This window comes from Methylomusa anaerophila (assembly GCF_003966895.1).
Classification (GTDB): domain Bacteria; phylum Bacillota; class Negativicutes; order Sporomusales; family Sporomusaceae; genus Methylomusa; species Methylomusa anaerophila.
On sequence record NZ_AP018449.1, the window covers coordinates 1,614,821 to 1,629,730 of the forward strand.

At 48.2% G+C, this 14,910-nt stretch carries 13 protein-coding genes and 1 riboswitch; of the genes, 10 read left to right on the forward strand and 3 right to left on the reverse strand.

Annotated elements, in window-relative coordinates; all coding sequences use genetic code 11:
- Positions 1-64: 64 nt before the first annotated feature.
- Both MAMMFC1_RS07065 and dcuS read right to left on the reverse strand, forming a co-directional pair.
- Positions 65-769 carry a response regulator gene (locus MAMMFC1_RS07065; RefSeq protein ID WP_126307693.1) on the reverse strand — a complete coding sequence of 235 codons (705 nt, stop codon included), beginning with the start codon at positions 767-769 and terminating at the stop codon, positions 65-67.
- A complete protein-coding gene (gene dcuS, locus MAMMFC1_RS07070; protein WP_126307695.1) occupies positions 762-2,375 on the reverse strand; it encodes a DcuS/MalK family sensor histidine kinase in 1,614 nt (537 codons plus the stop codon). Before dcuS ends, MAMMFC1_RS07065 begins: the two co-directional genes overlap by 8 nt.
- 419 nt (positions 2,376-2,794) lie before the next feature.
- Here dcuS and MAMMFC1_RS07075 point away from each other — a divergent pair, with 419 nt between their 5' ends.
- The 4 genes from MAMMFC1_RS07075 (at position 2,795) to polX (ending at position 7,891) form a co-directional block, all read left to right on the forward strand.
- The gene (locus MAMMFC1_RS07075; protein WP_232035720.1) at positions 2,795-3,064 is read left to right on the forward strand and encodes a hypothetical protein; all 270 of its coding nucleotides are present in this window, start codon (positions 2,795-2,797) and stop codon (positions 3,062-3,064) included.
- 86 nt (positions 3,065-3,150) lie between these two features.
- Positions 3,151-3,870, forward strand: a complete 720-nt coding sequence (locus MAMMFC1_RS07080; protein ID WP_126307697.1) for an ATP-binding protein — start codon at positions 3,151-3,153, stop codon at positions 3,868-3,870.
- A gap of 320 nt (positions 3,871-4,190) precedes the next feature.
- Positions 4,191-6,161, forward strand: a complete 1,971-nt coding sequence (locus tag MAMMFC1_RS07085; RefSeq protein ID WP_126307699.1) for a penicillin-binding protein — start codon at positions 4,191-4,193, stop codon at positions 6,159-6,161.
- Between the two features lie 11 nt (positions 6,162-6,172).
- Positions 6,173-7,891, forward strand: a complete 1,719-nt coding sequence (gene polX, locus MAMMFC1_RS07090) for a DNA polymerase/3'-5' exonuclease PolX (protein WP_126307701.1) — start codon at positions 6,173-6,175, stop codon at positions 7,889-7,891.
- A gap of 85 nt (positions 7,892-7,976) precedes the next feature.
- Here the strand turns inward: polX and MAMMFC1_RS07095 are convergent, their stop codons facing one another.
- The gene (locus MAMMFC1_RS07095; protein ID WP_126307702.1) at positions 7,977-8,264 is read right to left on the reverse strand and encodes an alpha/beta-type small acid-soluble spore protein; all 288 of its coding nucleotides are present in this window, start codon (positions 8,262-8,264) and stop codon (positions 7,977-7,979) included.
- A 358-nt stretch (positions 8,265-8,622) separates the two neighbouring features.
- On the opposite strand from MAMMFC1_RS07095, the gene hypA reads away from it, so the two are divergent.
- The 6 genes from hypA (at position 8,623) to ald (ending at position 14,214) form a co-directional block, all read left to right on the forward strand.
- Positions 8,623-8,964 (forward strand): hydrogenase maturation nickel metallochaperone HypA, encoded by a 342-nt coding sequence (gene hypA, locus MAMMFC1_RS07100; protein ID WP_126307703.1) that lies wholly within the window; start codon positions 8,623-8,625, stop codon positions 8,962-8,964.
- A 3-nt stretch (positions 8,965-8,967) separates the two neighbouring features.
- Positions 8,968-9,672 carry a hydrogenase nickel incorporation protein HypB gene (hypB, locus tag MAMMFC1_RS07105; protein WP_126307705.1) on the forward strand — a complete coding sequence of 235 codons (705 nt, stop codon included), beginning with the start codon at positions 8,968-8,970 and terminating at the stop codon, positions 9,670-9,672.
- Positions 9,656-9,856: an aspartyl-phosphate phosphatase Spo0E family protein gene (locus MAMMFC1_RS07110; protein ID WP_126307707.1), complete on the forward strand. Its 201-nt coding sequence runs from the start codon at positions 9,656-9,658 to the stop codon at positions 9,854-9,856. The genes hypB and MAMMFC1_RS07110 overlap by 17 nt, the downstream gene beginning before the upstream one ends.
- A gap of 331 nt (positions 9,857-10,187) precedes the next feature.
- The gene (locus MAMMFC1_RS07115) at positions 10,188-11,567 is read left to right on the forward strand and encodes an amino acid permease (RefSeq protein ID WP_232035721.1); all 1,380 of its coding nucleotides are present in this window, start codon (positions 10,188-10,190) and stop codon (positions 11,565-11,567) included.
- Positions 11,568-11,728: 161 nt separating this feature from the next.
- Positions 11,729-12,841 (forward strand): alanine racemase, encoded by a 1,113-nt coding sequence (gene alr, locus MAMMFC1_RS07120; protein ID WP_126310492.1) that lies wholly within the window; start codon positions 11,729-11,731, stop codon positions 12,839-12,841.
- 257 nt (positions 12,842-13,098) lie between these two features.
- Positions 13,099-14,214 carry an alanine dehydrogenase gene (ald, locus tag MAMMFC1_RS07125; RefSeq protein ID WP_126307711.1) on the forward strand — a complete coding sequence of 372 codons (1,116 nt, stop codon included), beginning with the start codon at positions 13,099-13,101 and terminating at the stop codon, positions 14,212-14,214.
- A 503-nt stretch (positions 14,215-14,717) separates the two neighbouring features.
- Positions 14,718-14,801, forward strand: a riboswitch (cyclic di-GMP riboswitch).
- Positions 14,802-14,910: the final 109 nt, after the last annotated feature.

Below are 14,910 nucleotides of genomic sequence, written 5' to 3' on the forward strand. Positions count from 1 at the left end.
GCTAACCTGGAGGCACAGGGAACGAAGAGGACGGTATATTAAAAAAACCGGCCTGACGGCCGGCTTATAAATAACGTTTAATGAAATCACTATCCAGGCTAACACACCGGTATTTATAGACCGGTCTGCCCACAGCACCATAGGTAACGTCCAGACTTACCACACCGATCTGTTTGAGAAAACCAAGATATTTTCGCATAGACACCCGGGAAATGCCGACAAAATTGGCCAGTTCTTCGGTGGTAAAGGAGTTGTTCCCTATTTGCCGTATATTTTCCCATACTTTATTTAGTGTGTTACGATCGAGGCCTTTGGGCAAATTTTCTTCCGCTGACCGGGTTTTGCACAAGATGCACTGGTCCAATTCTGACTGGGTTAGGACTGGCTGTTCTTTGATCAATACCGCCCGTTCCCGGTATCTTGACAACGCGGCATGCAGCCGTTCAAATTCAAAGGGTTTGATTAAATAATCCACAGCGCCGCTCCGCAACGCTTCATTGATGCTATGACTGTCACAGGCGGCTGTTACCAGGATAACATCCACAGCACGACCTGTTTCCCTTATTCGTGCTAATAATTCCAGACCGTTCATACCAGGCATGAAAATATCCAGCAAAATCAGATCAATATGGTGTTGTCCCAACTGCGAGAGTGCTTCGTCAACAGACCGGGCTGAAGCGACCAGAGTAAACCCTTCAACTTGTTCGAGATAACGCCGGTTTAGTTCAGCTACCATCGGATCATCTTCCACAATCATTACTTTAATCATTGGCTTCACCTTTCCTTTGGTAAGGTATAGTCACGATGAACCGGGTTCTCTTTTTGCCGGGCTCGGAAACTACTGTAATTTGTCCCTTCAATTTCTCCAGGGTACGCTGCACCAGAAATAGGCCCAATCCCCAGTTATCCGGTTTGGTGGAATACCCTTTGGCAAATATTCGTTCCTTGTCATCTGCCGCAATACCGGGTCCTGTATCGTTAACTTCAATGGTCAAAAAGCCGCTGCTGTAATCAAATTGGATGCCAATTCGCTTACAGTCGGCGCTCGCCACTGCCTCAAAGGCATTTTTTACTAGATTTCCCACTATTGTGACCAGATGGTGAACTGTTTCGGAATCAGCAGGTTCCGGTAAAAAGCTGCTTTCGGACAAGACTAAGTCTACTCCGGCTTCTCTGGCCCGGCTAAGCTTTCCTAATAAGAAGCCGGCTAATACCGGATTTTTTATACGTTCCACTACATAACCGACATCGGCCTGGTATTGCTGAGCAGTCTGAGTAATATAAGCGGCAAGTTGATCATAATATTCCAAGCGGACCATGCCCAGAATGACATGCAGTTTATTCATGAATTCATGGGTCTGGGCCCGCAGCGCCTCGGCATAATTCCGGACACCGGTCAGTTGTTCAGCCAACTGCCTGATCTCAGTCTCATCCCGAAAAGTAGCGATTGCTCCGACAATTTCGCCATCCACGCATACCGGAACCCGGTTAGTCAGCAGGGTTATCCCGTTCATATCCTGTTCCTGGTCCAGCTCGGCTGTTCCTGCTGTCAGCACATCTCTTAGCCGTGTATTGGGGACAAACGCCTCAACATCTTTGCCGATGGGGTTTAAAGTAATGCCGGCCTGCTGTAACAGTCTCAGGGCTTCGGCATTAACCAGGGTAATTCTGGAGTCTTTGTCTACCGCGATGATTCCCTCGCGCACCGATTGCAGCATGGCGCTGCGTTCCTCCAGCAAACTGGCAATGGCAATGGGTTCTAAGCCAAATAAAGTCTTCTTGATATTGCCGGCCAGAAGTATTGCTCCGGCAACTCCTACTGCCAGTCCGAAACAGACAGCCAGATATATGATTAACCGGCTTTGCGCCACTGCTTGCTGGATACTGTTGAGTAAAATCCCGACAACTACCGCTCCGACCTGCTTTCCTTCCGGTGTATAAACGGGAGTAAAAGCCCGTAACGACTTGCCTAACGTACCTTCGGCAGTTGAGATATATTCCCGCCCCTCAAGCACGGCGGCTTCATCACCGCCGACAAAAGATTGTCCAATTTTAGTAACGTCCGGGTGGGATTTCCGAATGCGGTTCATGTCGATTACGACGATAAATTCCACGTTGGTTAATCGCTGTAATTCAATAGCAAGGGCCTGAATTTCCCCTTGATCGCGCTGACCGTTCAAAGCTTCGACCACTATGGCGGAATGGGCAACCATGCGGGCGATGTCTGTTGCTTTTTCGGTCAGGCTTTGTTGTGTGGCAGTGGCGATTTGGCTGCTTATCAGCAAATTGGTTACCAGTAAAGACAAGGCAACAACGCCACAAACCAGTATTGTGATTTTTGTACGTAGCTTAAAACGCGGTTTATTAAGTCTCATGGCAGATTTAGATTTATTCCAATTGGAAGAAAAAGAATTTTTATATCTGTTTTTCCTATTCCCATATTTTTGATTCTCTCCTAGTAAAATTAATAATTTCAGGCGTTGCTTTATTTTATAATCATACCATATTTGTGATCCTAAAGCACAACCTTACCGGTTTTGAGCGACGCCGACGTCAATAAGCCGTTGGAAAGCGGGATCATATACCTCCCGGTTTTCCACCTGCCATAGATAACGGAGCACAGATATAGTTTTGCACACTTGACCTATTTTGTATCGCAAAGAGGTACACTGTCTTGGAAGGTAATTGTCTGATGTTTATGTTACCAGGATAAAAAGGTTGGAATACATATTGCATGCTTATATTATCAATAATAGTTTTGGTAAATTTAAAACTGAGATGGAGGGAATTGACAATGGCAATGTTGGAAAATTGTTCTACTATTATGGCTATTTTGCAGGAGCAGAGAATGGAAACGGCAGCTAAGGTTCAGGACGTGTTAACTAAATACGGTTGTCATATCAGATGCAGACTGGGTTTACATGATGCGCATATCGAAACCTGTTCTAACAGCGGCCTCATTTTGCTCCAGCTGTGTGCTGGCAGTTCAGTCGTTTCTGAGCTTGAGGAGGAACTTAAAGTCATTCCGAATGTTAAAGTAAAATACATGACATTAGATTTCTAAGTTTACTGGAACTACTTTTAGTAGCTATGGCTACCGATTTATTGGGGTGATTATATTACAATTAACTTTGGAGGGAGGGGATCATAATGCTGAGAAAAATCGTTAAGATTGACGAAGGAAAATGCAATGGCTGCGGGCTTTGCGTCAGTGCGTGTCACGAAGGCGCCCTGCAGCTGGTTGACGGAAAAGTAAAACTAATATCGGATTCCTACTGCGACGGGTTGGGGGCATGCCTGCCCGAATGTCCGGCTGGGGCTATTACCATAGAAGAACGGGATACAGACGCTTTCGATGAAGCGGCGGTAAACAGCCGTCTTGCCGCCAACGCTACGGCGACTAAGGTTCCTAACCTGGCCTGCGGCTGTCCGGGAACCCATGCCAAATTAATTCAACAGGAAAGCGCAGACTGTCCCGCTCCCGCCAAAACAGGATCCGCCCAATCCCAGTTGCGCCAATGGCCATGCCAGATAAAGCTTGTGCCCGTAAACGCTCCCTATCTTGACAATGCCCACCTATTGATAGCGGCGGATTGCACGGCTTATGCCTACGCCGGCATCCACAGCGAGTTTATGCGTAATAAAATTACTCTTATCGGTTGTCCCAAACTGGATGATGTAAATTATGCCGAAAAGTTGACGGCGATACTGCAGGCGCATGAAATCAAGAGTATTACCGTATTGCGCATGGAAGTGCCTTGTTGCGGCGGCCTCGTCAATGCCGTTAAACAGGCTTTGGCGGATTCCGGCAAAATCATTCCCTGGCGCGTTGTTATCATCAGTACCAACGGAAATATAGTGGAAGATTGATGAGTAAGCAGAACAATTTCGTTATTTAAAGAATTTGAGTGGCAGTTTGTTTTTAATTGAAGAATTGAGGAAAGCCGTGAGCGGGTCACATCCCGCTTGCGGCTTTCCTCTATATTTGACCTTGCATCATAGACGGCGCCATGACATAAGTGCAACCCACGGCTATCGCTTCGGCCCGGCGTTAGCCGGGTTTTCCAATAAAGGCGCCCTGCCCCGGGCGGTGTCTTTTCATGGGCAGGGAATCACCTGTGGACGGCGAATATTACACAGGTAAGTGAATAAATCAGACTACCGCTGTACAGGAAGGATTGAGAGCCGTTATGCCGGGAATGTCGCTGACAGTTCGCAGACGGACAGCGCTATTTTTGACTTTGCTTATGGGCATGCTGGGACTCTTGGCCGGCCGGATTGCCTGGATTCAGTTTGCCCAAGGGGAAAAACTAAGTGCCAAAGTGCGGGGGCAATTACAGGAAAGCCGGCTGTTGCTTTCTCCCCGGGGCGCCATTTATGACCGCAGCGGACGGGAATTGGCGGTTAGCAATTTATCCCAGTCTTTGTACGCCAGCCCGAAGGATATAAAGGACCCCGCCACAATGGCCAATATGCTTGCGCCGATATTGGAAATGAAACCGGAAGAGCTTCGCCAGCGTCTTACCGGGGGCGGCAGCTTTGTTTGGGTAAAGCGGACATTGGACCACGAGCAGGCTGAACAAGTCACTGCTCTGATCAAAGACGCCAGCCTCAGCGGGCTCGGCTTTATTGAAGAAAGCAAACGCTATTACCCCAATAACACCCTGGCAGCCCAAATTCTGGGCTTTGTCGGTACCGACGATATCGGACTGGAGGGCATGGAGGCCGCCCTTGACAAAACCATCAAGGGAAAGCAGCAGGAACAGGTTATTGATACAGACAACCGAGGCATCCCTATTTTTAAGTCGATCTTTGCCTTTACGCCCCGGAAACAGGTACAATCAGTATATTTGACAATCGACAGCGGAATTCAGTATATTGTGGAAAAAGCCCTGGATAACGCCATGGCGAATACCAAAGCCCGCGCCGCTACCGCCATCGTTATGAATCCTAAAACGGGAGAAGTGCTGGCGATGGCTAACCGCCCCACCTACAACCCGAACCAGTTTTACCGCTATGATCAGGACAGTTGGAAAAATAGGGCGGTTTCTTTTGTGTATGAGCCTGGATCCACGTTTAAGGCGGTAGTGGCCGCCGCGGCTTTAGAGGAGGGGCTGGTCCAGCCGGAAGAACGGTTTATCGACAATGGGGATATCGAAGTTTCCGGCCGGCACATACAAAACTGGAGCGGTGACAGCTACGGCAACGTATCTTTTTTAGATATCATCAAAAATTCTATTAATACCGGATTTGTCCAGATTGGGATGCGGGTGGGCGCCGGCCGGCTTACCAATTATGTGCGGACATTTGGTTTTGGCACTCCTACCGGTATTGAGCTGCCGGGAGAAGAAGCCGGTCTGTTATTTGACCCGCGGGAAATGCGGGACAGTGATTTAGCAACCATGTCGATAGGACAAAGTATTGCCGTGACTCCCCTCCAACTGCTCACGGCTATGTCGGCTATAGCTAACGATGGAGTGCTTTTGAAACCTCATATTATTAAAGAAATCCGAAATGCGGACGGCACGCTGGCGGAGATAACCGGCCCGCAATCGGTGCGCCAGGTTATCAGGTCGGAAACGGCCCGTATTCTCACTGCCTTGCTGGAAAAGGTGGTAAGCGAGGGCGGTGGGGATAAAGCGGCGGTTAAAGGCTACCATTTTGCCGGCAAGACAGGTACGGCGGAAAAACTTAACCCTGACGGCCGCGGCTATATGTCAGGGCACTACATCGCCTCCTTCGCCGGCTTCGGTCCGGTTGAGGACCCGCAACTGGCCGCCATAATTGTTCTTGACGACCCCTCGGGCATCTATTACGGCGGCACCATTGCCGCGCCGGTATTTAGTGAAATCATGTCGCAACTGTTGCGGTATTTAAACATCCGTCCCCTTGACGGTAAAGATCTGTTGCCGTTACCCAAGCAGAATAAATCACAGCCGGCAGTTGCTTTGACCCCGCCTGTAACGCGGGAAGTGCCGCCGGGAAAAGTATTGGTGCCTGACCTAACGGGTAAACCTATACGGGAAGTGGGCGAAACGCTGAATAAATTGGGACTTACTTTTACTCCTGCCGGCTCGGGGATAGCGGTACGGCAAAACATAAGCGCCAATACGGCGGTGGATCCTGGTACGGAGGTTGTGGTCTATTTTGAGCAAAGGTAGGGTGGGCTTAAATGACTGATAAATACGAATTGGCCCAAATATTTAAAAATATAGCCGTATTGCTTGAGTTAAAAGGGGAAAACGTATTTAAAGCCCGTGCTTATGATACCGCCGCCAGGATTGTGGAACAAATGGAGACAGAGTTAACCGCGGCGACAGTCGACAAGGCACTTAAAGGCGTTAAGGGAATTGGTCCGGCAATCAGCCAAAAAATTCATGAATATATTGATACCGGGCGGATAAGATATTATGAGGAAATCAAGGCCGCAGTGCCGCCGGCTCTGTTTGAACTGGTGCGAATTCCCGGGCTGGGACCCAAAAAGGCAGTGATTCTTTATGACAAGTTAGGCATAAACTCAATCGGCGAATTGGAATATGCCTGCCGGGAAAACCGGCTAGTTGCTTTGTCCGGATTCGGCTTGAAGACCCAAGCGAAAATACTGCAGGGAATCAAATATATGAAAAAATATCAGGGAAAATATATTTTAAGCGATGCCTGGCCGGTCGCCGAACTGATAGCGGCGTATATAAGACTCCAGCCGGGAGTGGAGGAGGCGGCAATCGCCGGTGCGGTCAGGCGCCGTGTGGAAATCGTTGACGGTATTGATATTGTTGTTGCCGTTTCAGCGTCCGCGAGCCTAATAACCGCGCTTCAGGAGATGCCGGGCGTAGAGAAGATGGAAACAGGAGAAACCTTGGATTTAACTATGGCCAGCGGCATTCACTGCCGCATTTTCCCGGTTCCTCCCGAAAAATACGGCTATACGTTATTTTACCGTACCGGCAGCCCGGAATACCTGGCTAAGCTCCCGCAGGCAGCCAGGCCGGCCGGGATCGGTCTTACCGCCGCCGGGCTGGTGAGAGACAATAAGGTTCTTGAAACTCCCGACGAAAAGTCCGTTTATACTCAAATGAATATCCGTTACGTGGAACCTGAGCTGCGGGAAAAAGAATACGATATGGAAGCGGATAACGGCAGTCTCCGCCCGCTGCTGATAGATGAGCAGGATATCCGCGGTATTTTTCATGTTCATACGACCTATTCCGACGGCAGCCACAGTCTGGCTGACATGGCGGCGGCTGCCAGAAAAAGAGGCTTAAGCTACCTGGGCGTGGCTGATCATAGCCAGACGGCGGTCTACGCTCATGGCCTTAAAATCGATAAGGTTTATGAACAACGGCAAGAAATTGACGCATTAAACTCAGTCCAGCCTGATTTTTTAATTTTAGCCGGTATGGAAAGCGACATCTTACCGGACGGATCGCTGGATTATCCTGATGACATATTGGCTCAATTTGATTTTGTCATTGCTTCGGTTCACTCAGCTTTCCGGCAAAGCGAAAGCGTTATGACCCGCCGTATCATACGGGCTATGGAAAACCCGTTCGTTACCATGCTGGGTCATGCTACCGGGAGAATTCTGCTGGCCCGTCCGGGTTATGAGGTCAATATGAAAGAAATTCTTGCCGCTGCCAAAGATACGGGTACCCTTATGGAAATTAACGCCAGTCCCTATCGCCTGGACCTGGATTGGCGCTGGCATCAAATCGCGAAAGAAAATGGAATCCGGTTTGCGATCAATCCGGATGCTCACGCAATCGATGAATTGGAGCACATGCGATATGGTATCGCCGCCGCTCGCAAAGGCGGCCTGACGGCGGCGGACGTAATTAACACCAGACCCATATCCCGGATACTACATATTTTACAGCAAAAACGCAAAAAATAACGGAGCGGCTTGTTGCCGCCCCGTTATTTTGCTAATCGACAAGTTATAACTTTTTTTTCAACAAAATTTACCGTAACCCAAGCCGTTATTGGCCGATGTTAAATTGAGAAGTTGCGGTGCCTGCAGTACCGGCAGCCGGGGCAGTGCCCGCAGCCGGGGCAGTTCCAGCGGTGCTGTTCAGAGTTGATTCATACTGCTCAATCATCTTGCGGACCATATGGCCGCCAACCCGACCGCAGTCGGCGGAAGTCATAGTAGCCCAGCCGGTGGAGCGGACGCGTTCACTGATACCCAATTCATTGGCAATTTCCAGTTTCATACGGTCCAATGCATTTGCAGCAGCGGGATTGACAGGTTTGTTGCTTCTAGACATTTTATATATACACCTCCTGAAATTTTTCTAATACTAGTATTCACGCGGTAATCAATCCTTATCCATAAATATTATGTTAATTATATGAATTTGTGGAAAGACATAGAAAGATATAATTTACTGACGCAAAATGGTGTAAGCAATTGACAATTTCTTGGAAGGATATTATTAGGCGGTGAAGAATACATATATTCGCAAACATGAAACCGCAATAGAAAATAGTTAAATGGTTAAATGGCCAAAGTGGAAACTCCCGGTGACTATGATAGTCGAGATATAAATAGCAAGCTTTTATGGTAATGAATTATATAAATTGTTATATAACTTCTGAAATAACGCCGGAGGATAATTGATAATTATGCACGAGATGGGTATTGCCCAAAGCATATTGGATATTGCCGTAGAAGCAGCTCGCAGTCATCAGGCGGCTAGAGTTACCGGCGTTAAGGTGCGAATCGGGCAAATAACCGGAGTGGATCCCGAAGCGCTGGCGTTTGGTTTTACCGCATTGTCGGCGGGAACTATTGCCCAGGGGGCCTCATTAACTATTGAGACTGTACCGGCTTCCGGCTGCTGCCGGGAATGCCGGCATGAGTTTTCGTTCACCGTTCAACGGTTTTTTTGTCCGGAATGCGGGTCGGCCGGCATAGAAATATTGTCAGGGCGGGAACTTCAGGTCGAACACGTGGAGGTGGATTAGACTTTGAAAAAACAAATCACCGTTAAGGCGAATATCCTGGATAAAAATGACACCATCGCCGAAGCGCTAAATACCTCACTGACCAATCAGGGGGTTTTTGCCTTGAATCTGATGGGTTCGCCCGGATCCGGCAAAACCTCGCTCTTAGAGCTGACAATAGAAAAATTGCAGGATGAGCTTCGGCTGGCAGTGATTGAAGGTGATTTATACACTGCCAAAGATGCCGACCGCATTGCTAAATATGGTATACCGGTAATTCAGATCAATACAGCAGGCGGCTGTCATTTGGATGCCAATATGGTAAACCGGGCTATCGCCGATTTGGAGTTGCCCAACTTAGACATTATTATCGTGGAAAACGTAGGAAACCTGGTTTGTCCGGCGGAGTTTAAGGTGGGCGAGCATGTGAAAGCCGTTGTCCTTAGCGTTACCGAAGGGGACGACAAGCCGCAGAAATATCCTTTGGTGTTTCAGAATTCTCAGGTTGCCATCCTCAACAAAGTTGACTTATTGCCCTATACTTCCTTTAACATGTCGGCGGCAGTTGACGACATTGCCAATATCAATCCGGAGCTGAGGCTAATAACGGCTTCCTGCCGTACCGGCGAAGGAATTGACGACTGGTGCGACTGGCTGAAAGAGCGGCTGAAGGTACTTAGAGACCGGAGAAAGCAGGAACTTGGAGGCCAAAATGTTTACTCTGACTGAACAGGAAAAGGAAATAGAGTCGGTGCGCCATCGCCTTCATGAATTGGTAAAATCAAAGAACGGCAACTTCACGGACAAGGACGTGGCGGAACTTAGCATGGTCTTAGATAAATTAATTGTGGCTTATGAACGAAGCAGGCAGCGCCGTCACGATAAAATAGAGGTTGGGCCATTGAATTATTGAATTAATGAATTAATGAATTAATATACTAATATATTGAACTAACATAGTATCGTTTCATTCTCTACAGACAGATGATTGGTTCGTCTGTTTTCTTTTTCTTCCGAGTCTATATCTCTCTCCCCGGCTATACATTTAACTAGTGGTCTGTAAACCCTAATCCTATAGTGTTCTTGCGAGAGGTTTTCCGTCCTGCTTTGTTGTCGTCGGCTTACATATTCCCGATATGCGCGCCTCCTCCGCCTCGCAGGCCGAAAAACCTCGCAATTCATCCTATAGTTTTAGAGTTTACAGACCACTAGAGACAGCAACAAGTCGGATTGGGGGAATGAGGGTGAAGACCAGCGGAACAGACAATGGCCTTAGGCGCGGTCTGAAAGAGCGGCACATACAGCTTATCGCGCTGGGAGGCTCGATCGGAGTAGGCCTTTTCCTGGGATCGGCTACTGCTATTAAACTCGCGGGGCCGGCGTTAATGATATCGTATATGGTTGGCGGTATAGTTGTCTTCTGTCTGCTCCGGGCTTTGGGGGAAGTGGCTGTGCAATATCCGCTGCCTGGATCATTCAGTGCCTATGCTAATTTGCTTTTCGGGCCTTTGGCTGGGTATATCACCGGCTGGACTTACTGGTTTATGTGGGTGGTTACCGGCATGGCCGAAATCACCGCCGTGGGCATTTATATTAACTTTTGGCTGCCGGAATTGCCCCAGTGGATTCCGGCACTGGCGGCGGTAATCCTGATAACTCTTATCAATCTTATTGCTGTGGAAGCTTACGGCGAATTTGAATTCTGGTTTGCCCTCATTAAAATCGTTACCATTGTTATCATGCTCTTTACCGGACTGGGCGTCATCTTATTCGGTGTTGGCAACGGCGGTATTGCCGTCGGCATCAGCAACCTATGGGTCCACGGGGGATTTTTCCCCCATGGTGCGGCGGGAATGCTGCTTGCTTTAACCATGGTTCTTTTTTCCTATGTGGGAATTGAGGTTATCGGTGTTACCGCCGGTGAAGCAAAAGATCCGGGCAAGACGCTGCCGGCAGCTATTGATAAGGTGTTTTGGCGGATAATCCTGTTTTATATAGGGTCCCTGTACGTTATTCTGTGTCTTTATCCCTGGGATGAAATCGGTACCGTCGGCAGTCCCTTTGTATCAACATTGGAACGAATAGGTATCGCTAAAGCGGCAGGCATTATGAATTTTGTCGTTCTCACGGCGGCTCTATCTTCCTGCAACAGCGGTATTTTCAGCACTGGGCGGATGCTCTACAGTTTGGCGCTGGCAAAAAATGCGCCGGCGTTTTTAATCAGACTCAACCGGTTTCACGTACCGGTCAATGGTGTGCTGGTTTCGTCCTTTTGCCTGGTAGTAGGAGTGATACTCAATTATTTAGCGCCGGCCAAGGTATTTACTTATGTGACCAGTATCGGCGCCTTTGCCGGTTTGTGGGTGTGGGCCACCATTTTTATGGTTCAGTTAAAGTTTCGCCGCTCTCTAACGGATGGGCAGGCGGCTAAACTGGCCTATCCAATGCCCGGATATCCTTTGTCCGGCTGGCTGTGTCTCATTTTCCTGGTTTTGGTCGCATTTTTGATGAGTTTTGATCCCGATACCGCCTTGGCTCTGGTAGTAGGACCAATGTGGCTGGCGGGGCTGGTGGCATCATATTACTTGTTTATTCGTCCTAATAGCCGGATATCAATTCTTTAGCTTATCCTAATACCCGGATGTCAATTTTTAATGCGGCCTATATAGATTCAGCCGGCAAAGGCTGCCTTGATTCTTTTAAATTATAGCTATAGAATAGGAAGTATATTTAGACGAATACCTTCATGGCAGTTTGGGAGGACACATTAATGGACGGAATAGACATGTTTGAACGCCCGGTATGGGCGGAAGTGGATTTGGCGGCAATTGCCAACAATGTGCGGGAAATTAAGAAGTTAGTTAAACCAACTGTTAAGTTTTGCGCGGTTGTAAAAGGAGACGGCTATGGACACGGAGCGGTCGCCGTGGCCAGAACCGTATTAGCCGCCGGGGCCGACTGTCTGGCGGTGGCCATAGTGAGTGAGGCGGTGGAACTGAGAAGAGCCGGTTTTACCGTTCCCATAATGGTGTTGGGATTTACGCCGGCGCAGCAGGCAAAACTGGTGGCGGTCAATAATATTACGCAGACAGTATACTCGCTGGAGGCGGCGCAGGCATTGGCGGCAGCAGCGGCGGCGACAGGCAAACCGGTTAAGGTACATATCAAGATTGATACCGGTATGGGCCGTATCGGCGTAATGCCGGCTGAAGCCGGCAGTTTCGCCTTAGCTGTCGCTAGATTGCCGGGAATTGAAATTGAAGGGGTCTTTTCACATTTTGCTACGGCCGACAGTCGGGATAAATCCTATGCCTACGAACAGATGGACAAATTTAAGGCCGCCCTGGCCGCCATTGAGCAATGCGGCATTAAAATTCCGGTCCGGCATATAGCCAATAGCGCCGCGACCCTGGAACTGCCGTCGGCCCACTTTGACATGGTGCGTGCCGGGATTATTCTCTACGGTCTGTGGCCGTCTGCTGAAGTGGCCAGAATGATTAACCTGAAACCGGCCATGTGTCTTAAAGCTCAACTGGTACAGGTGAAATCTGTGCCTGCCGGGACAAGTATCAGTTATGGCCGAACCTATTCAACCCCTGATAACCGCCGGATCGCAACCCTGCCTATCGGTTATGCCGACGGCTGGACCCGGCTTCTCTCAGGCAAGACAAGTGTTCTGGTTCGCGGACGGCGAGCGCCCCTTGTGGGCACAATCTGCATGGATCAGTGTATGGTTGACGTCTCGGAAATTCCGGCGGCCTTGCCGGGGGATACGGCTATTTTGTTTGGCAGTCCGCAATTAACCGCCGCCGAGGTGGCCGCCAAAATAGGCACGATTAGCTATGAGCTTGTTTGTATGGTTGGTAAAAGAGTGCCCCGGCTTTATATACAGCGGTAATGGCAGGCGCCAAAGGGAAACATAAGTTTCCCTTTGGTGCCCTCTTCATTCCGGGATTGGAAAGTTTAGTTTCCGTTTATAATACCTGAAATTGTAACTCGCGGTACTAGCAGACTGCCAAGTCTAAAACGGAACCGGGAATATAAGCTTTTACGACTTGGCATGATAATTGCAAATAATATAAAATTAAAATAAAATTAAAATCGGAAATTAACATTTAGCATTGCTGCGATACAAAAATTAGGAGGTATTAGATAATGATTATTGGTGTGGCAAAAGAGATCAAAAATAATGAAAACCGGGTGGCTTTAACCCCGGCCGGTACCGCAACCCTGGTTAAAGCCGGGCAGCGGGTGCTGTTTGAGCACAGCGCGGGTATTGGCAGCGGTTTCTCTGATGAAAGTTATATAAAGGCCGGCGCTGAAATCGTCACTGATAAAAAAGAGCTCTTTGACAAAGCCGAAATGATCATGAAGGTAAAAGAGCCTCTTGCTCCCGAATATGATCTTTTTCATGGGGGCCAAATTCTATTCACCTATCTCCACTTGGCACCCGAGCCTGCTCTTACCAAAGCCCTGCTAGCCAAAAAAGTAATCGGTATTGCTTATGAAACCATTGAGCGTAACCATAGCCTGCCGCTGCTAATTCCCATGAGCGAAGTTGCCGGCCGCATGGCGGTACAAGTAGGTGCTCACTGGCTGGAAAAAACCTTCAGTGGCAAAGGCATACTGCTGGGCGGCGTTCCCGGCGTTGAATCGGCTCAGGTTGTCATCATCGGCGGCGGCGTGGTAGGCACCCACGCGGCTAAAATGGCGATAGGCATGGGGGCCCGGGTAGCTATTATCGACAAGTCCAGCGAACGGCTGGCATATCTCGACGACATCTTTGGCGGGCGCGTCACCACTATTATGTCCAACAGCTACAATATTGCCGATTGGGTTAAACAGGCCGACCTGCTTATCGGCGCTGTTCTGCTGCCAGGCGCCAAAGCTCCCAAACTGGTTAGCGAAGAAATGGTTAAAACCATGGAACCCGGCTCGGTTATCGTCGACGTAGCCATTGACCAGGGCGGCTCGATTGAAACCATCGACCGGGCTACCACTCACAGTGATCCCACCTATGTCAAATACGGTGTTGTACACTACTCTGTCGCCAATATGCCTGGCGCAGTTGCCCGAACTTCCACCCTGGCTCTTACCAACGCAACCATCGAATACGCTCTCCAAATCGCCAGCAAAGGCTGGAAAGAAGCTCTCAGGGCCGATTCCGGTCTGGCGAAAGGTCTCAATGTTTTTGAAGGCAAAGTTACTTTCCCCGGGGTTGCTGAAGCCCACAACCTGCCTTATACCCCGGTTGCTGAGATTTTGGGATAAGGATTCAACAAATAAATTATCTGGATCAATACCGCGAGAAGTAAATTCTGATATTGAGAAAAAAACAAAACATCCAACCCATATATGGGTTGGATGTTTTGTTTTTTTAAGGATATTTAATATAACGCAATTCTCAACAAAATATATCTAATGTACTATGCTTGACAATTTCCTTACAGTTAAAAATTCTATTGTTAGCAGGATAAGCCATACAAAAATTATACTGATTAAGCAATTTTAGACAAATTCAAACAAATTTCAAATAAAAATAACATCAAGTATACATAACAATATGGACAAAAGGATTATAACTTTAGTAATATGAGACAATAGTAATAATTGGAAAAATAGCCATATACATCAATAAAATTACATATTACGCTAAAATTAGACATAAATTTCCGGGGGAGGCGAGTATAACACAAACTGTGAGACCCTTCGTTTCAGCGACTGGCAATAAGGTTCCGAAGAATCTGGCTCGAAGGTAAAACAATTCAATGATTACCAATAACGGAAGCGATGAACGTCAGCCTGTATATGGACACTTGGGCTGCCGGGAGCTGGCAGTGTAACCGGCCGATATTGTATGTATGGCCGTTTGCTAACGGCCATTTTTTGTTATATAAGAAATGGCTAGGACGGCGCAGAACAGCCTTATTTAACGCTTCGACGCTTTGTTAAGAAAGGTACTTTTAA